General features: G+C 72.0%; 13 protein-coding genes and 1 pseudogene. 11 read left to right on the top strand and 3 right to left on the bottom strand.

Annotated features, from left to right (window positions below; translation table 11 throughout):
• Positions 1–23: 23 nt before the first annotated feature.
• The 3 genes from J7W19_RS20725 (at position 24) to J7W19_RS20715 (ending at position 4,397) form a co-directional block, all read left to right on the top strand.
• On the top strand, positions 24–704 hold the full coding sequence (locus tag J7W19_RS20725; RefSeq protein WP_004941934.1) for a class I SAM-dependent DNA methyltransferase: 681 nt from the start codon (positions 24–26) through the stop codon (positions 702–704).
• Positions 685–2,799, top strand: coding sequence for a SpoIIE family protein phosphatase (locus tag J7W19_RS20720; protein WP_086025222.1), 2,115 nt, complete (start codon positions 685–687; stop codon positions 2,797–2,799). Before J7W19_RS20725 ends, J7W19_RS20720 begins: the two co-directional genes overlap by 20 nt.
• 134 nt (positions 2,800–2,933) lie before the next feature.
• Positions 2,934–4,397, top strand: a complete 1,464-nt coding sequence (locus tag J7W19_RS20715; protein ID WP_004941939.1) for a catalase — start codon at positions 2,934–2,936, stop codon at positions 4,395–4,397.
• Between the two features lie 114 nt (positions 4,398–4,511).
• Here J7W19_RS20715 and J7W19_RS20710 read toward each other — a convergent pair whose 3' ends face one another.
• Complete coding sequence (locus J7W19_RS20710; RefSeq protein WP_004941941.1) at positions 4,512–6,800, bottom strand: transglycosylase domain-containing protein; 2,289 nt, start codon at positions 6,798–6,800, stop codon at positions 4,512–4,514.
• A 204-nt stretch (positions 6,801–7,004) separates the two neighbouring features.
• Between J7W19_RS20710 and J7W19_RS20705 the strand changes: the two genes are divergently transcribed.
• From J7W19_RS20705 to J7W19_RS20680, 6 genes and pseudogenes are all read left to right on the top strand, one after another.
• Positions 7,005–7,955, top strand: coding sequence for an SPFH domain-containing protein (locus J7W19_RS20705; protein ID WP_004941943.1), 951 nt, complete (start codon positions 7,005–7,007; stop codon positions 7,953–7,955).
• The gene (locus tag J7W19_RS20700) at positions 7,952–8,230 is read left to right on the top strand and encodes a type II toxin-antitoxin system antitoxin (RefSeq protein ID WP_063825773.1); all 279 of its coding nucleotides are present in this window, start codon (positions 7,952–7,954) and stop codon (positions 8,228–8,230) included. The genes J7W19_RS20705 and J7W19_RS20700 overlap by 4 nt, the downstream gene beginning before the upstream one ends.
• A 256-nt stretch (positions 8,231–8,486) precedes the next feature.
• Entirely contained in the window at positions 8,487–9,011 is a 525-nt protein-coding gene (locus J7W19_RS20695) for a PadR family transcriptional regulator (RefSeq protein ID WP_004941947.1), read from the top strand.
• On the top strand, positions 9,008–9,694 hold the full coding sequence (locus J7W19_RS20690; RefSeq protein WP_004941948.1) for an ABC transporter ATP-binding protein: 687 nt from the start codon (positions 9,008–9,010) through the stop codon (positions 9,692–9,694). The genes J7W19_RS20695 and J7W19_RS20690 overlap by 4 nt, the downstream gene beginning before the upstream one ends.
• The gene (locus tag J7W19_RS20685; protein WP_004941950.1) at positions 9,691–12,135 is read left to right on the top strand and encodes an ABC transporter permease; all 2,445 of its coding nucleotides are present in this window, start codon (positions 9,691–9,693) and stop codon (positions 12,133–12,135) included. Before J7W19_RS20690 ends, J7W19_RS20685 begins: the two co-directional genes overlap by 4 nt.
• A gap of 135 nt (positions 12,136–12,270) precedes the next feature.
• Positions 12,271–12,877: pseudogene (locus J7W19_RS20680) on the top strand (Uma2 family endonuclease).
• A gap of 25 nt (positions 12,878–12,902) precedes the next feature.
• Here J7W19_RS20680 and J7W19_RS20675 read toward each other — a convergent pair.
• Positions 12,903–13,934, bottom strand: a complete 1,032-nt coding sequence (locus tag J7W19_RS20675; protein WP_004941954.1) for a LysR substrate-binding domain-containing protein — start codon at positions 13,932–13,934, stop codon at positions 12,903–12,905.
• 132 nt (positions 13,935–14,066) lie between these two features.
• On the opposite strand from J7W19_RS20675, the gene J7W19_RS20670 reads away from it, so the two are divergent.
• A complete protein-coding gene (locus J7W19_RS20670) occupies positions 14,067–14,621 on the top strand; it encodes a peroxiredoxin (protein WP_004941956.1) in 555 nt (184 codons plus the stop codon).
• Positions 14,622–14,632: 11 nt separating this feature from the next.
• Positions 14,633–15,166 (top strand): alkyl hydroperoxide reductase, encoded by a 534-nt coding sequence (locus J7W19_RS20665; RefSeq protein WP_004941958.1) that lies wholly within the window; start codon positions 14,633–14,635, stop codon positions 15,164–15,166.
• Positions 15,167–15,492: 326 nt separating this feature from the next.
• Here the strand turns inward: J7W19_RS20665 and J7W19_RS20660 are convergent, their stop codons facing one another.
• The gene (locus J7W19_RS20660; protein ID WP_040888772.1) at positions 15,493–16,974 is read right to left on the bottom strand and encodes an AI-2E family transporter; all 1,482 of its coding nucleotides are present in this window, start codon (positions 16,972–16,974) and stop codon (positions 15,493–15,495) included.
• Positions 16,975–17,160 lie beyond the last annotated feature (186 nt).

Raw genomic sequence — 17,160 nt, 5'->3', positions numbered from 1 at the left:
GCAGCAGGCGGAAGGGCGGAGCGGTGAGCGGTGACCACATCCGGCGGGCCTACGACGGCTACGCCCCCGCGGGCCTGGACCGCAGCGGGCAGGCCGAGGCGTTCGACGCCATCGGCGACCGGTACGACGAGGCGTTCCCGCACAAGGAGGGCCAGCTCGCGTCCGGGGCGTGGCTCGCGGAGTCGCTGCCGGCCGGCTCCCGGATCCTCGACATCGGCTGCGGCACCGGCCTTCCGACGGCCCGGCAGCTGGTGGAGGCCGGGCACGAGGTGGTGGGCGTCGACCTGTCCGCCGGAATGCTCGACCTGGCCCGCGCCCACGTCCCCGGCGCGGAGTTCCACCAGGCCGACCTGGCCGACCTGCGGGACGGGCGGCTGGGCACCTTCGACGGCGTCGCGGCCTTCTTCGCACTGCTGATGCTGCCGCGTCCGGAGATACCGCACGCGCTGCGGATGCTGTACGGACTGCTGAGACCCGGGGGGCTGATGGCTCTCTCGATGGTGGAGGCGGACGTGGACGACTATGCGATACCGTTCCTCGGTAACACGATTCGGGTATCGGGTTACCTGCGCGACGAGTTGCGGGAGGTCGTCCGCGAGGCGGGGTTCGAGATCGTCGGGGAGAACTCGCTGGCCTACGCCCCGCTGAGCACGGACGTCCCGCCCGAGATCCAGCTCTTCCTCAATCTGCGACGCGCCGCCTGACCATGGTGCGCCCTGTGCGACCGGGCTCGACGCCCCGACGGATGGAACCCCACGCGTGACGGAGCAGACCGACTCCCACGGAGGACAGCGGAATGCCGCAGTCCGGCATAGCCCCGTGCCGACGCCCCCGCCGGCCCCCGCGCCGGCGCACGCCTCGGCCGAAGCGCCACGCCCCCGCCCCGGCGGCACCACCGGCGACGCCCCAGGCGACCGGCCCGACGACGGCCTGCCGCTGCCGCGCGGGGCGCGGCCCGTACGGCCCGTCGTGAGCGCCTCCGAGGCGGCCGGACCGCCCGGCGGCACGGGACCCGCGGCCGGACAGCACCCCGGCGGCGGGGAGCGGTTGCGCTTCGTCGGCGCGGCCACCCGCCGGATCGCCCGCGGCATCGACCTGGACGAGATCGTGCTGGGCCTCTGCCGGGCCACCGTGCCGACCTTCGCCGACGCCATCCTCGTCTACCTGCGCGACCCGCTGCCGGTGGGCGACGAGCGGCCCGTCGGCCCCGTCGTGCTGCGGCTGCGGCGCACGGACCGGCTCCCCGAGTACGCGCGCGGCATGGGCACGGACAGCGTCTGGCCGCCGGAGGCGCCCGGGGCGCCGGAGGGCGGCGCCCGCCCCGCCACGGCCGGCTCCCCCGGCCTGGGCCTGGAGCTCGCCGACGAGGCGGCCGAGCGCTGCGAGGTGCGCATAGGCGGGCCGCTCGCGGAGGTGCTGCGGGGTGTCCGGCCGGTCTTCGGGGACTCCTCGGCCGCGCGGGCGGCCCTGCCCGAACTGCTGGGCGAGGACCGGCACGTACCGCAGCGGCGACGGACGATCCTGGCGCCGCTGCGCGGCCGCCGCCGGGTGATCGGCGCCGCGGTCTTCATCCGCCGCCCCGACCGGGCGGCGTTCGAGGGCGACGACCTGCTGGTGGCCGCGCAGCTCGCCACCCACACCGCGCTCGGTGTGGACAAGGCCGTGCTCTACGGCCGCGAGGTGTACATCGCGGACGAGCTCCAGCGCACCATGCTCCCCGACTCCCTCCCGCAGCCCACCGGTGTCCGGCTTGCCAGCCGCTACCTCCCGGCCGCGGAGACCGCCCGGGTGGGCGGCGACTGGTACGACGCGATCCCGCTGCCCGGCAACCGGATCGCGCTGGTCGTCGGCGACGTGATGGGCCACTCCATGACGTCCGCCGCGATCATGGGCCAGCTGCGCACCACCGCGCAGACCCTGGCGGGCCTGGACCTGCCACCGCAGGAGGTGCTGCACCACCTCGACGAGCAGGCCCAGCGGCTGGGTTCGGACCGGATGGCGACCTGCCTCTACGCGGTCTACGACCCGGTCTCGCACCGCATCGTGATCGCCAACGCGGGCCATCCGCCGCCCATCATGCTGCACCGCGGCGGCCGTGCCGAGGTGCTGCGGGTGCCGCCGGGCGCGCCGATCGGCGTCGGCGGGGTGGACTTCGAGGCCGTCGAGCTGGACGCGCCCGCCGGGGCCACGCTGCTCCTCTACACGGACGGGCTCGTCGAGTCGCGGATCCGGGACGTGTGGACGGGCATAGAGCAGCTCCGCGAGCGCCTCATCGACACCGCGCGTCTCACCGGCCCCAACCCGCCGCCGCTGGAGCCGCTCTGCGACGAGGTGCTGGGCATGCTCGGCCCGGGCGACCGGGACGACGACATCGCCCTGCTCGCCGCCCGCTTCGAGGGCATAGCGCCCAGCGACGTCGCGTACTGGTTCCTCGACCCGCGCCCGCAGACCGCCCGCCAGGCGCGCCGGCTGGCCCGCCGAGCGCTGGACCGCTGGGGCCTGACCGAGCTGACGGACGCGGTGGAGCTGCTGGTCAGCGAGGTGATCACCAACGCCGTCCGGTACGCGGAACGGCCGATCACGCTGCGCCTGTTGCGGACGGACGTGCTCCGCTGCGAGGTCGGCGACGACGTGCCGCAACTGCCGCGGCTGCGGCAGGCCCGGCCGTCGGACGAGGGCGGGCGCGGGCTGTACCTGGTGAACAAGCTGGCCCGGCGATGGGGTGCGACGCGGCTGAGCACGGGGAAGGTGGTGTGGTTCGAGCTGGGGCTGCCCGGTCCGTCCGCCCAGGGGCACTGACCGCACTTTCCGGCCAAGGTCGGACGGGGCCCGGAGGCCGTGTTGTCGACGCCCTGTCGGCGGCGGTTGACTTGCCCGGTGCGGAAGGCGTCAACGACGACGCCTTCCTTCGTCCGCGGCAGGAGGCGTCTTCCATGACCGACTCGGCGCAGAACACTCCGTACACGACGAACAACGTGGGCATCCCGGTGGCGAGCGACGAGCACTCGCTCACCATCGGCGACACCGGCCCCATCCTTCTCCAGGACCACTACCTGATCGAGAAGATGGCCCAGTTCAACCGGGAGCGGGTCCCCGAGCGGGTGGTCCACGCCAAGGGCGGCGGCGCCTACGGCACCTTCCGGGTGACCAACGACGTCAGCCGGTTCACCAAGGCGGCGGTCTTCCAGCCGGGGACCACGACCGAGACGCTGGCCCGCTTCTCCACGGTGGCGGGCGAGCAGGGCTCCCCGGACACGTGGCGCGACCCGCGCGGCTTCGCCGTCAAGTTCTACACCGAGCACGGCAACTACGACCTCGTCGGCAACAACACCCCGGTCTTCTTCGTCCGCGACCCGCAGAAGTTCCAGGACTTCATCCGCTCGCAGAAGCGCCGTCCCGACAACGGGCTGCGCGACAACGACATGCAGTGGGACTTCTGGACGCTCTCCCCCGAGTCGGCCCACCAGGTCACCTGGCTGATGGGCGACCGGGGCGTGCCGCGCACCTGGCGGCACATGAACGGCTACGGATCCCACACCTATCTGTGGGTCAACGGCGGCGGCGAGAAGTTCTGGGTCAAGTACCACTTCAAGACCGACCAGGGCATCGAGTGCCTCACCCAGGAGGAGGCCGACCACCTCGCCGGCGAGGACCCGGACCGGCACCGCCGCGACCTCTGGCAGGCGATCGAGGGCGGGGACGCCCCCTCGTGGACGCTGCACGTCCAGGTGATGCCCTTCGACGACGCCCCGGACTACCGCTTCAACCCCTTCGACCTCACCAAGGTGTGGCCGCACGGCGACTACCCGCTGATCGAGGTGGGCCGCCTCACCCTGGACCGCAACCCGGAAGACTTCTTCGTCCACATCGAGCAGGCCGCCTTCGAACCGTCCAACCTGGTCCCCGGCATCGGCCCGTCGCCGGACAAGATGCTCCTCGGCCGGCTCTTCTCCTACCCCGACGCCCACCGCTACCGCGTCGGCCCCAACTACGCCCAGCTCCCGCCCAACCGCCCGCACTCCGGCGTGAACTCGTACGCGAAGGACGGCCCGATGCGCTACGAGCCGTCGCGCACGGCCCGTCCGTACGCCCCCAACTCGTACGGCGGCCCGGCCGCCGACACCGCCCGGTTCGGGGACGTCGCCGGCTGGCACGCCTCCGGCGAGATGGTCCGCGAGGCGTACCGGCTGCACCGCGAGGACGACGACTGGGGGCAGGCGGGCACCCTCGTCCGCCAGGTCTTCGACGACGCGGCCCGCGACCGCCTGGTCGCCACGGTGTCCGGACACCTCCTCAACGGGGTGAGCGCCCCGGTGCTGAGCCGCGCGCTCCAGTACTGGCGCAACATCGACAAGGCGACCGGGGACCGCATCGCGGCGCGGGTGAACGGGGGCTGAGGCCCCGGGCGCGCGTACGACGAAGGGCCGTTCCCCTCACTACGGGAGTGAGGGGAACGGCCCTTGTCGTGTCAGGTCCGCGGGGACGGCTCGGGTCCGCGGGACGGCCGACCGCTACGGGAGGTTCAGCCCCCCGTCGTCGCCGCCCGGACCTCCCGGGCCACCCGGGTTGCCCGGACCGCCGGTGTCCGGCGGGGTCGGGTGGTTGCTGTGCGGCGGCTTCGTGGGCGGCTTCGGCGGCGGCGTGTGCTTCGTCTCCTTGTCCGACGGCGTCGTCGGCTTGTTCGGCGTCGACTTGGTCGGCGGCGGGGTGGACGGCGCGCGCGTGGTGGGCGGCGGCGTCGTCGGGGCCGTCGTCACGGGGGGCGCCGTGGTGGCCGGCGGCGGGGCTTCCGCGGTGGCGGCACCGTTCTTGGTGTCGAGGTCGAACTCGGCGGTCGGGTTGTCGCCGAGCGCCTCGGACATGTAGGCGTCCCAGATCTTCGCCGGGAAGCCGCTGCCGTTGACGCGCTCCTCGCCACCGGCTCCGTAGAGCTTGGCGTGGTTGCCGTTGGGCTCCTCGCCGAAGACGCCGACCGTGGTGACGAGGTCCGGGGTGTAGGCCGCGAACCAGGCCGAGCGGTCCTCGTCCGAGGTACCGGTCTTGCCCGCGATCTGGTAGCGGTCGCTCCGGACGACCTTGCCGGTACCGTCCTTCTGCACCACGCTCTTCAGGATCGCCGTGACGCCGTCCGCGGCGCCCCGGGAGATCGCGTCACCGCTGACCGCGCTGTCCAGGTCGATGTTCTGGCCGTTCCGGCTGATGGACTTGATGATGGTCGGCGTGACCTTCTTGCCGTGGGCGTCCAGCGAGGCGTAGGCCGCGGCCATGTGGAGCGGGCTCTGGCTCATGGCGCCGAGGGCCATGGAGGCGTGGGCGCCGAAGTCCCTGGCGTCGCCGTTCATGCCGAGGTCCGTCGCGGTCTTCTTGACCTTCTGCAGGCCGACGTCCACGGCCATCTGCGCGAAGACCGAGTTGACGGACTTCATCATCGACTCTTCGACGGTCTGCGGTCCGTAGGACTGCTGGTCCTCGTTCTCCGGGTGGTAACCCGTGGGGCCGTTGGGGCCGACCACCATGCGCTCGTTGTCGCCGTTGTAGATGGTGTTGGCGTTGATCGGCTTGCCGTCCTGGGTCGTCGACCCGTTCTCCAGGGCGGAGGCGTAGATCAGCGGCTTGAACGTGGAGCCCGGCTGGTAGTCCTCACGGGTGGCGTTGGAGATCTGGTGCGTGGCCCACTCCTTGCCACCGTACATGGCGACGATCTTGCCGGTTTTCGGATCCACGGAGACGGCGCCCGGCTGGACGTAGTTGTCGACCTTGCGGGCCTTGGGGCTCAGCTTGTCCCAGAGCTCGGTCTTGACCGCGTTCTCCAGCTGCTTCTGCTTCTTCGGGTCGATGCTCAGGGTGATCGTGTAGCCACCGGCACCGATGTCCATGCCCTTTTTCTTGAGGATCTCCGAAGCCTGGTCCTCGGCCAGCTTGTAGAGGTACCCGTCCTGGCCCTTGAGGCCGGTGAGCGGCTTGGGCTTCTTCACGTCGGGGAACTTCATCGTCTGGCGCTTGTCCTTCGCCAGCCAGTTCTTCTCGACCATCTTGTCGAGGACGTAGCCCCAGCGCTGCTTGGCGAGCTTCTTGCCCGTCTCGGTCCCCGTGACGACGTCGTACTGGCTCGGCGCCTGGAGCAGGGCGGCGAGGTAGGCCGACTCCTCGACGGTGAGCTTGTCGAGGTCCTTGTTGAAGTACGCGTGGGAAGCGGCCTGGATGCCGTAGGAGTTGCGGCCGAAGTAGCTCGTGTTCAGATAGCCCTCGAGGATCTTCTCCTTGGACATCTTGTTCTTGAGCTTCAGCGAGATGATCAGCTCGGTGACCTTGCGGCTGACGGTCTGTCGCTGGTCGAGGTAGTAGTTCTTGACGTACTGCTGGGTGATCGTCGAACCACCCTGCTTGCCCTCGCCCATGACCGTCTTGAGGATGCCGCGCGTGGTGCCCATGAGGTCCACGCCCGAGTCGTCCCAGAAGTCCTTGTTCTCCGCCGCGATGACGGCGTTCTGCACGTTCTTCGGGATCTTCGAGAAGTCGACCATCTCGCGGTTGAACTCGCCGTCCCGCTTGATGACCCTGCCGTCGGGCATTTTGTAGACCGTGGCCTGCGCCATCGCGGCGTGCTTGCCGTCGGTCGGCACGTCCACGTACAGGTACAGCGCCACGAAGGCGCCCACGCCCAGGGCTATCAGCCCGAAGAAGTAGGCGAGCAGCTTCTTCCAGGTGAAAAAGCGGCGTATACCGGTCTTTTTGGGCTTTTTGCCCTTGGCGCTGCGGGCACTGCCCTTCTGCGCCCGTCGTGCTTCGGCTCGACCCATCTCTCCCGTAGCTCCACTCTGTCCGCCCCCAACCAGCTCACGAAGCTAACACCGCAAGTGTGACCAAAGGCCCATCGATCAAGGGTTTGGCGCACGTGACATATAGCACCCCGGAGGACGGAACCCGGGTGCGGCGCGATGCGGGAAACCGTACAGGGCGGTAAACTGATATCAGTTTGCTAGACACCACCCAGGGGGACCCCCATGCCCGAAGCACCGCTCGACACCGCCACCGCCGCACTCCCGGCCAAGGCGCCCGCACCGCCCGTCCGCGAGAAGCCGGCCAAGGACATCGGCGGCGGACTCGCCCTGCTGCTGGGCCTGCTGGGACTGCTCGCCGGCGTGGGACTGGTGGTGCTGGGCGCGGGCTTCGGTGCGGACGGGAACAAGGGCGCGGCCGGCGGACTCGTCGCGTCCGGGGTGGTCGTCGGACTCGGCGCGATCATCGCCATGTGCGGGCTGAACACCATCGCCCCCGGTGAGACCCGCGTCGTCCAGCTCTTCGGCCGCTACCGCGGCACCATCCGCACCGAGGGCCTGCGCTGGGTCAACCCGTTCACCAGCCGGGAGAAGATCTCCACCCGGGTGCGCAACCACGAGACGGCCGTGCTGAAGGTGAACGACGCCTACGGCAACCCGATCGAGCTGGCGGCGGTCGTGGTGTGGCAGGTCGAGGACACCGCGCAGGCGCGGTTCGCGGTGGAGGACTTCCAGGAGTTCGTGGCCGTCCAGACCGAGGCGGCCGTCCGGCACATCGCCATCGAGTACCCCTACGACGCCCACGACGAGGCCGCGCTGTCGCTGCGCGGCAACGCCGAGGAGATCACCGAGAAGCTGGCCGTCGAGCTGCACGCCCGGGTGGCGGCGGCGGGCGTCCGGATCGTCGAGTCGCGGTTCACGCACCTCGCCTACGCTCCGGAGATCGCCTCCGCGATGCTCCAGCGGCAGCAGGCCGGCGCGGTCGTGGCCGCCCGGCAGATGATCGTCGAGGGCGCGGTCGGCATGGTCGAGCAGGCCCTGGCCCGCATCAGCGAGCAGGGCATCGTGGAGCTGGACGAGGAGCGGAAGGCGGCGATGGTGAGCAACCTGATGGTGGTGCTGTGCGGGGACCGGGCCGCACAGCCCGTCCTCAACACCGGCACCCTGTACCAGTGACGGACGACCTGGCACCGCAAGGACGGCCGCGGCAGCGCAAGCAGGTGCTGCTGCGGCTGGATCCACTGGTCCACGACGCGCTCTCGCGCTGGGCCGCCGAGGAGCTGCGCAGCGCCAACGCGCAGATCGAGTTCCTGCTGCGCAAGGCGCTGGCCGAAGCCGGCCGGCTGCCCCGGAATGTCGGCGCGATCCGCCGGCCCGGGCGCCCGGCCGCGTCGGAGGAGCGGCAGGAGGAACCTCGGGACGGAAAGCGGGGAACCGAAGGCCGGGGCTGAGGCGTCTGGGTCGTCAGAGGCGGTACCGGCGCTTCCGGATGCTTGGCCGCATCCCTCCGGAGGGACCGGCCACCCGCGTCCGGAGGGACCGGCCGCGCACCTCCTGAGGCACCGGCCGCCCGCCCCAGGAGGGACCGGCCGCACGCCTCAGGAGGCACCGGCCGCCCGCCCCAGGAGGGACCGGCCGCCAAGGAAGGAAACCGGCTGTACACCGCGTCTATACACCCAAGGTATAGACCTGTTGTACAGTCGCGGCATGTCGATCGGACACACTCTGCTCGGCCTGCTGGAATCCGGCCCCCGGCACGGTTACGACCTGAAGCGGGCCTTCGACGCCCACTTCGGCCAGGACCGGCCGCTGCACTACGGCCAGGTGTACGCGACGATGTCGCGGCTGCTGAAGAACGGGCTCGTCGAGGTCGACGGGATCGAGCAGGGCGGCGGCCCGGACCGCAAGCGCTACGCGATCACGGAGGCCGGCGTCGACGACGTCGGCCGGTGGCTCGCCCGGCCCGAGAAGCCCGAGCCGTACCTCCAGTCGACGCTCTACACCAAGATCGTCCTCGCCCTGCTGACCGGGCGGAACGCGACCGGTCTGCTCGACGCCCAGCGCGCGGAGCACCTGCGGATGATGCGCGGACTGACCGAGCGCAAGCGCTCCGGCGACCTGGCCGACCAGCTGATCTGCGACCACGCCCTGTTCCACCTCGAAGCCGACCTGCGGTGGCTGGAAGTGACCGCCACCCGGCTCGGCCGACTCGCCGAGGCGGTGGGCGCTTGATACCCGCCGGCTCCCTGCTGAGCGCCGTCGGCCTGCGCAAGTCCTACGGCCCGACGCGCGCCCTCGACGGCGCCGACTTCTCCGTCCACCCGGGCGAGGTCGTCGCCGTCATGGGGCCCTCGGGCTCCGGCAAGTCCACGCTGCTGCACTGTCTGGCCGGCATCGTGCGGCCGGACGAGGGCGTCGTCACCTACGACGGCCGGCGCCTGACGGACCTGCCGGACGCCGAGCGGAGCGCCCTGCGGCGCGGGGAGTTCGGCTTCGTCTTCCAGTTCGGCCGGCTGGTGCCGGAGCTGACGTGCGTGGAGAACACGGCCCTGCCGCTGCGGCTGGCCGGCCTCCGGCGCAAGGAGGCCGAGGCCAGGGCACTGGACTGGCTGGAGCGGCTGGACGTCGCCGACGTCCGCGACCAGCGGCCCGGCGAGGTGTCCGGCGGCCAGGGCCAGCGCGTCGCCGTCGCCCGCGCGCTCGTCACCACACCGCGTGTGATCTTCGCCGACGAGCCGACCGGCGCCCTCGACTCCCTCAACGGCGAGCGGGTGATGGAGCTCCTCACCGCTGCCGCCCGGGAGACGCGCGCGGCCGTCGTCCTCGTCACCCACGAGTCGCGGGTCGCCGCCTACTCCGACCGCGAGGTCATCGTCCGCGACGGCAGGGTGCGGGACATGACGGGGGTGCTGTGACCGGCGGGGACGTCCGCGCGGTGGACCGGGATCCGGACGACGGCGGGCACCCGCGCGACGTGCGCCCCGCGCCGGCCCGTACCGCCCGCCCCACCGGCCCCCGCGGCCCCGCCCGTTGGCTCCGCGATCTGCGCTTCGGTGCCCGGTACGCCGTCGCCGGCGGCCGGGAGGGGCTGCTGCGGACCACGCTCACGGCGGTGGGCGTCGGGCTCGGCGTGGCGCTGCTGCTGCTCGTCGCGTCGGTGCCGTCGACGCTGGCGGCCCGGCACGCCCGGGAGACGTCCCGCTCGGTGGGCGTCACCGGCGAGTTCCGCGACCCGGCCGAGCGGGACGCCCGGCCCGGCCCGGGCACCCTGCTCTACCAGGAGGTCCGTACCGACTTCCGCGACAAGCCCGTCACCGGCGGGCTGCTGACCGCGGACGGCCCGGACGCGCCCCGCCCGCCCGGCGTCGACCGGCTCCCGGAGCCCGGCGAGATGGTGGTCTCCCCCGCGCTCGCCGGACTGCTGGCGTCGGACCGGGGAGCGCTGCTCCGCGACCGGTTCGCCGCCTACCGGACCGTCGGGACCATCGGCGACGCCGGACTCGTCGGGCCCGACGAGCTCCTCTACTACGCGGGCAGCGACCGCATCGGCCCGGCGACGGGCGCCAAGCGCGTCGACCGGTTCGGGCACGACGAGCCGGACCAGCCGATGAGCCCGGTCCTCATCGTCCTCACCGTCCTCACGTGTGTGGTGCTGCTGACGCCGGTCGCCGTCTTCATCGGCACCTCCGTCCGGTTCGGCGGCGCGGGGCGCGACCGCAGGCTGGCCGCGCTGCGGCTGATCGGCGCCGACCTGCGGACGGTCCGCCGGATCGCGGCGGGCGAGGCGCTGACCGGCGCGGTGCTCGGCCTGGGCGCCGGCGCGGCCCTCTTCCTGTGGCTGCGCACGTACGCCCGCGACCTCACCATCCGCGACACCGGGGTCTTCCCGTCCGACGTCCTGCCGACGCCCTGGACGATGGCGCTGATCACCGTCGCCGTGCCGGTGTGCGCGGTCGCGGTCGCCCTGTTCACCCTGCGCGGCGTCGCCGTCGAACCGCTGGGGGTCGTGCGCGGCGCGGCGCCCCGGCGGCGCCGGCTGTGGTGGCGGCTGCTGGTGCCCGCGCTGGGCGCCGCCCTGCTCACCCCCGCGTTCGGCCGGGCGGCCGGGGAACTGCCGGGCGTGCCGATGGACGCCTGGCAGGTGGCCACCGGCGCCGCGCTGCTGCTGCTGGGCGTCACGGCGCTGCTGCCGTGGGCCGTCGAAGCGTTCGTCGCCCGGCTGCGCGGCGGCCCGCCGTCCTGGCAACTGGCCGTGCGGAGACTCCAGTTGAACAGCGGACCGGCGGCACGGGCGATCAGCGGCATCACCGTCGCGGTGGCCGGGGCCATCGCCGTCCAGACGGTCTTCACGGGCGTGCGCGGCGACTTCGACACCTCGCCCGAGGCGCTCGCGACCCACTCTCAGCTCGTCGGCTCGCACACGGTCGGCTCCCCGCGGCAGGTGCACGACTGGGTGGACCGGCTCCGGCGCACCCCGGGCGTCCGGGCGGCGGACGGGTACGTGGAGCGCTACATCGAGAAGGACGGCGAGCCGGACACCGTCACCAGCGTCGTCATCGGCGACTGCGCCACCCTCGCCGAACTCGCCGACATCGGCTCCTGCCGGGACGGCGACGTCTTCCTCGGCCGCTCCGAGGACCCCGGCCACGCCGACGCGTTCGGGCCGGGCACCAAGGTCGTCGCCGACCCTTATACCGACGACGCGGCGCGCCCGTACCGGTGGACCGTCCCGGACTCCGCGCGCGTGGTGCGCACCCGGCCCGGTCCGACGGGCGAGCACCCCGACGGCGTCCTGGCCACGCCGTCGGCCGTCGACGCGTCCGTCCTGCCCGACGCCAGGACCCGGCTGTCCGTACGGACCGAGCCGGGCGACCCCGACGCCATCGAAAGGGTCCGCAACACCGCGGCCGGCATCCACCCCACCCTGCGCATCGAGCGGCTGGGCGGCGTGGTGAAGGACGACAACTACCCGCTGGTCCACCGCGGCCTGCTGCTCGGCGCCGCGGGCATGCTGGCCCTGATCGGCGCGAGCCTGCTCGTCACCACGCTGGAGCAGCTCCGCGAACGGCGGCGCATGCTGGCCGCCCTCGTGGCCGTCGGCACGCCCCGCCGCACCCTGGCCTGGTCGGTGCTGTGGCAGACGGCGATCCCGGTGCTGCTGGGCATGGCCGTCGCCATGGCCGGCGGCCTGGGCCTCGGCTGGGCCGTCCTGCGGCTGACGGACGCGCGGGTGGCGGACTGGTGGGCGTTCCTGCCGGTGACGGGCGCGGGCGTGGGCCTCATCGCCGTCGTCACCCTCGCCACGCTGCCGGCGCTGCTCCGGATGACGCGGCCGGAGGGGCTGCGGACGGAGTAGCGGGGGCTTTCACCACAGGTCAGGTTGCTTTTCGGGTGCGTTAGCCCCTGCGAGTGAACACCTGTGCAAGGGATCGGAAGGGCTGTAGCGGCCTACGACGATCTGGGCTCGACACCGGCCGCCAGGAGGAACACGATGCCCGTCGCAGCAACCGAGCGCCCCCGCGATCGCGAGGAGCCGACCTTGCTGGAGGAGGCCGAGCGACTCGCGGAACGGAATCCCGGCTACCGAGTCGAGATTCTGGGGGGGGACAGATCACGGTCACACCACCGCCCGACGCGTTTCACGCCCTCTCCCTGACCGACCTGACCTACGCCCTCAAGGCAGCACACACGGAGGAGACGTCCGTAGTCCAGGCGTGGCCGTCTGGCTCCCCGACGGACCGTACGACTACGCCATTCCCGACCTGTCCGTCGTCGACGGCGACGCGGACGAGCACGCCGTCGAGTCGACCTATTACGACCCCGCCGTCTTCCGCCTGGTCCTCGAAGTCACCTCGTCCAACTATGCCCAGGACGTGCGGACCAAGGTCGCCGCCTACGCGATCGCCAAGATCCCGGTCTACGTCATCGTCGACCGGAAGAAGCAGCGGCTGCACGTCCTCACGGACCCGTTCGCCAACGAGTACCGCGACCACCGCGTCTACGCGCCAGGCGAGCGCGCCGAACTCCCGGAATCCATCGGCGCGACGATCGAGCTCGACGTCAACGCCGTCCTCAAGAAGGCCGGCCGCCGGAGCTGACCACCGTTATCGGGCTGACCGCCGCTCAGCCCACGATACGAACCGGCAGCGAACTCAGCGCGTCCCGCAGCGCGTCCGCGAACTCCTCGAACTCGCTCTGCCGCGCCGCGCCCGAGCGCATGGCCAGGGCGATCCGGCGGGAGGGCGGGGGCGCGGCGAAGCAGCTGGTGGCGAGGCGGTCGCTGCGGGCGGCCTCGACGCGGACGGCCGTCCGGGGCAGCAGCGTGACGCCGAGCCCGCCGCCGACCAGCTGGACCAGCGTCGACAGGCCGGAGGCGCTGGTCGCCACGGGTGCGCCGGGGGCGCGGCCGGCCTCGCGGCAGACGTCGAGGGCCTGGTCGCGCAGGCAGTGGCCCTCGTCCAGGAGCAGCAGGTCGAGGTCGCGCAGCGCGCTGCGCGGGACGTCCGTGCGCCCGGCCAGTTCGTGGTCGCAGGGGGTGACCAGGACGAAGTCCTCGTCGAACAGCGGCATTTCGGTGACCCCGGGGGCGCCGAGCGGCACGGCGAGCAGCAGCAGGTCCAGCCGGCCCTGGGTGAGGCCGTCGAGGAGGGACGAGGTCTGCTCCTCGTGCACCTGGAGGTCGAGGTCGGGATAGACCTCCTGGACCAGCCGGAGCACGGCGGGCAGCAGGTACGGCGCCACGGTGGGGATCACGCCCAGCCGCAGCACGCCGGTGAAGGGCGCCCGGGCGGCCTCGGCCTCCTCCATGAAGTCGCCGACGGCGTCCAGCACCGTCCGGGCCCGCGCGGCCAGCCGTTCACCCGCCGGGCTGAGCAGTACTCTCCGCGTCGTACGCTCGAAGAGCTGAATTCCGAGCGACTCCTCCAGCGCCGAGACGGCGCCCGAGAGCGCCGGCTGGCTCATCGAGATGGCCGTGGCGGCGTCCCGGAAGTGCAGGTGCTCGGCGACCGCCGCGAACGCCCTGAGCTGGGCCAGGCTGGGCTGGCGAGGCCGGCCGGCCGCCGCCTTGGCGCCGCCCGGGCGACCGGCCGGCTCCGGGGACTCGGTGCCCCGGGCGGCCCGGTTCCGCGGTATGGACGATTCCGTCGACCCCATCGATAACCACCTCCGATCAACACCAATCAGTCTAACTATTTCCGCTATCAATGCCTCCTGTGGCAGGGTGGATCACGTCCAACCCCGCAGAAAGTCCGCAACCAGGGACTTTCTTCGCTGCAAGGAGAGCGCGTGCTCACTGTCGGTGACAAGTTCCCCGAGTTCGACCTGACCGCCTGTGTGGACCTCGACGCGGACAAGGCTTTCGCGCAGATCGACCACAAGACCTACGAGGGCAAGTGGAAGGTCGTCTTCTTCTGGCCGAAGGACTTCACCTTCGTCTGCCCGACCGAGATCGCCGCGTTCGGCAAGCTGAACGACGAGTTCGCCGACCGTGACGCCCAGATCCTCGGTGTCTCCGGTGACTCGGAGTTCGTCCACCACGCCTGGCGCAAGGACCACGCCGACCTGCGTGACCTGCCCTTCCCGATGCTGGCCGACGCCAAGCACGAGCTGATGCGCGCGTGCGGCGTCGAGGGCGAGGACGGCTACGCCCAGCGCGCCGTCTTCATCGTCGACCAGAACAACGAGATCCAGTTCGTCATGGTGACCGCCGGCTCCGTCGGCCGTAACCCCAAGGAGGTCCTGCGGGTCCTCGACGCCCTGCAGACCGACGAGCTGTGCCCCTGCAACTGGAGCAAGGGCGACGAGACCCTCGACCCGGTCGCGCTCCTCGCGGGCGAGTGAGCTGATCCCTCATGGCTCTCGATGAACTGAAGTCCGCCATACCGGACTACGCCAAGGACCTGAAGCTGAACCTCGGCTCGGTCATCGGCAACTCCGACCTCCCGCAGCAGCAGCTGTGGGGCACGGTCCTGGCCTGCGCGATCGCGACCCGCTCGCCGATCGTCCTGCGCGAGCTGGAGCCCGAGGCGAAGGCGAACCTGTCCCCGGAGGCGTACACCGCCGCCAAGGCCGCCGCCGCCATCATGGCGATGAACAACGTCTACTACCGCACCCGGCACCTGCTGTCGGACCCGGAGTACGGCAACCTGCGCGCCGGTCTGCGGATGAACGTCATCGGCAACCCGGGCGTGGAGAAGGTCGACTTCGAGCTGTGGTCCCTGGCCGTCTCCGCCATCAACGGCTGCGGCATGTGCCTCGACTCGCACGAGCAGGTGCTGCGCAAGGCCGGTGTGGCGCGCGAGACGATCCAGGAGGCGTTCAAGATCGCCTCCGTGCTCCAGGCCGTCGGCGCCACGCTCGACGCCGAGGCCGTTCTCAACGGCTGAGCACTCCCGTAGTACGCACGGCGGCCCGCCGACCTTCTGGTCGGCGGGCCGCCGTCGTTGTGTTCGGGGCTTGGTCGTTGCCGGGGCCTGGCCGTTCGGCCGGGGGCCTGGCCGTTCGGCCGGGGGCCTGGGTCGGGCCCGGACCTCGTCAGGTCCGGGCCTCGTCAGGTCCCGAGCCTCGTCGGGTCCGGGCCACGTCAGGTCCCGAGCCTCGTCGGGTCCGGGCCACGTCAGGCCCGAGCCACGTCAGGCCCGGGCCACGTCAGGCCCGAGCCACGTCAGGCCCGGGCCACGTCAGGTCCAGGGCCTCGGCGTCCGGGACCGGTTCACTCCAGGCGTTCGCCGGGGACTTCGCCGCGCGAGTACGCCTTCAGATAGCCGACGACCGTATTGGTCACCGCCACCAGCGGCACCGCCACCACCGCACCGCCGATCCCGGCGATCATCGAGCCGGCCGCCACGGAGAGCACGACCGCGAGCGGATGGACGCGGACCGCCCGGCCGAGGATGAACGGCTGGAGGACGTGGCCCTCTATCTGCTGCACGGCCAGGACGACCACCAGCACCATCGTCGCCGTGAAGACGCCCTGGGTGACCAGCGCCACCACGACCGCCAGCGCTCCGGAGACCACGGCGCCGACGAGCGGGATGAAGGCGAAGAGGAAGATGAAGACGGCCAGCGGCACGGCCATCGGCACCTTGAGGAAGTAGAGGCCGATGCCGATGCAGATCGCGTCGATCATGGCCACTATCACCGTGCCCCGCACATACGCCGTGAGGGTCGCCCACGCGCGCGGCCCCGCCCCGGCGACACCCTCGCGGGCCGCGCTCGGGACGAGCCTGAGCACCCAGCGCCAGATCCGCGGCCCGTCGTAGAGCAGGAAGAGGGTGGTGAACATCGCCAGGACGATGCCGGTCAGCGTCTCGATGATGACCTGGACGCCCTGTATGCCCGCCGAGGTGATCTCGTCCGTGTTGGACCGGAGCGCCTTGGTCAGGTTGTCGGTGATGTTGTCGATCTGGTCCTGGGTGACATGGAACGGACTGGTCCGCAGCCATTCCTTCAGGTCGTGGAGGCCCGTCTCCAGCTTTCCGGAGAGGTCGTCGGCGTTGTCCATCACCTGCCAGACCACGAACCAGCCGACCAGTCCCATGATCACGAAGCCCGAGATGAAGGTCAGGGCCGCCGCGAGCCCCCTCGGGAGGCCCCGGCGGACGAGTGTGGCGACGGTCGGCTGGAGCAACGCCGTGATCAGCAGACCCGCGACGAATGCCAGTACCACCAGTTGCACCGCGCTGATGACGCGCATCAACACCCACAGCGTTCCCGCGAGCACCAGCAGTCGCCAGCCGGCCTCGGCGGCGACGCGGACTCCCCAGGGCACGGCGGCCACGGGGTCGGGGCGCGGCGGTTCGGCGAGGACGGCCGCGGCGGAGGGGGGCGGGGGCGGCGGTGTCGGCGGGGTCCGCTCGGCCGGGGCCGGGGCCGGGGTCTGGGTCTGGGTGGGATCCGCGTCGGGCGCGGCGGCGGACGGTTCGGAGGATCCGGCGGGTCCTGTGGATTCGGCGGATGCGGTTCGGGAGGGCGCGGCGGATTCGGGCGCGGCGGGTCCTACGGGTCCGGGTGCGGCGGTTCCCCCGTCCGCCGGTTCGCGGACCGGTCGCCCGGGGGCGGGCTCGCCGGCCGGCGGCCGCGCCCAGGCGGGCACGCCGTCCGGGTCGGTGCGCGCCTTGCGCTCCTCCAGCCGGTGGGAGAGCCGCGTCAGGCCCGAGCCGACACTGCCGAGCCATTGTGGCAATCTGGACATTTCTCTTCCTCTACCCCCACATCCCCCGCGGCCATCCGGCATGAACGTTACCTGGGCCCCATGGGTCGGAGACGAAAGGTTTCCGCCCGTGAGTGCCCGCGTTCCCTCCGGAAGACCCACAAAGCCCCCGACCGGTTGAGGTCGGGGGCTCGTGGAAGCGTTGCGCGGCGCGCGCCGGAGAGCCTG

It is taken from the genome of Streptomyces mobaraensis NBRC 13819 = DSM 40847 (assembly GCF_017916255.1).
Taxonomy (GTDB): domain Bacteria; phylum Actinomycetota; class Actinomycetes; order Streptomycetales; family Streptomycetaceae; genus Streptomyces; species Streptomyces mobaraensis.
This window is presented reverse-complemented; position numbering and strand designations above follow the sequence as displayed.

Coding starts and splice junctions, on each gene's coding strand:
- J7W19_RS20715 (WP_004941939.1), top strand. CDS start 2,934: ATGACCGACTCGGCGCAGAACACTCCGTACACGACGAACAACGTGGGC.
- J7W19_RS20710 (WP_004941941.1), bottom strand. CDS start 6,800: ATGGGTCGAGCCGAAGCACGACGGGCGCAGAAGGGCAGTGCCCGCAGC.
- J7W19_RS20705 (WP_004941943.1), top strand. CDS start 7,005: ATGCCCGAAGCACCGCTCGACACCGCCACCGCCGCACTCCCGGCCAAG.
- J7W19_RS20695 (WP_004941947.1), top strand. CDS start 8,487: ATGTCGATCGGACACACTCTGCTCGGCCTGCTGGAATCCGGCCCCCGG.
- J7W19_RS20675 (WP_004941954.1), bottom strand. CDS start 13,934: ATGGGGTCGACGGAATCGTCCATACCGCGGAACCGGGCCGCCCGGGGC.
- J7W19_RS20665 (WP_004941958.1), top strand. CDS start 14,633: ATGGCTCTCGATGAACTGAAGTCCGCCATACCGGACTACGCCAAGGAC.
- J7W19_RS20660 (WP_040888772.1), bottom strand. CDS start 16,974: ATGTCCAGATTGCCACAATGGCTCGGCAGTGTCGGCTCGGGCCTGACG.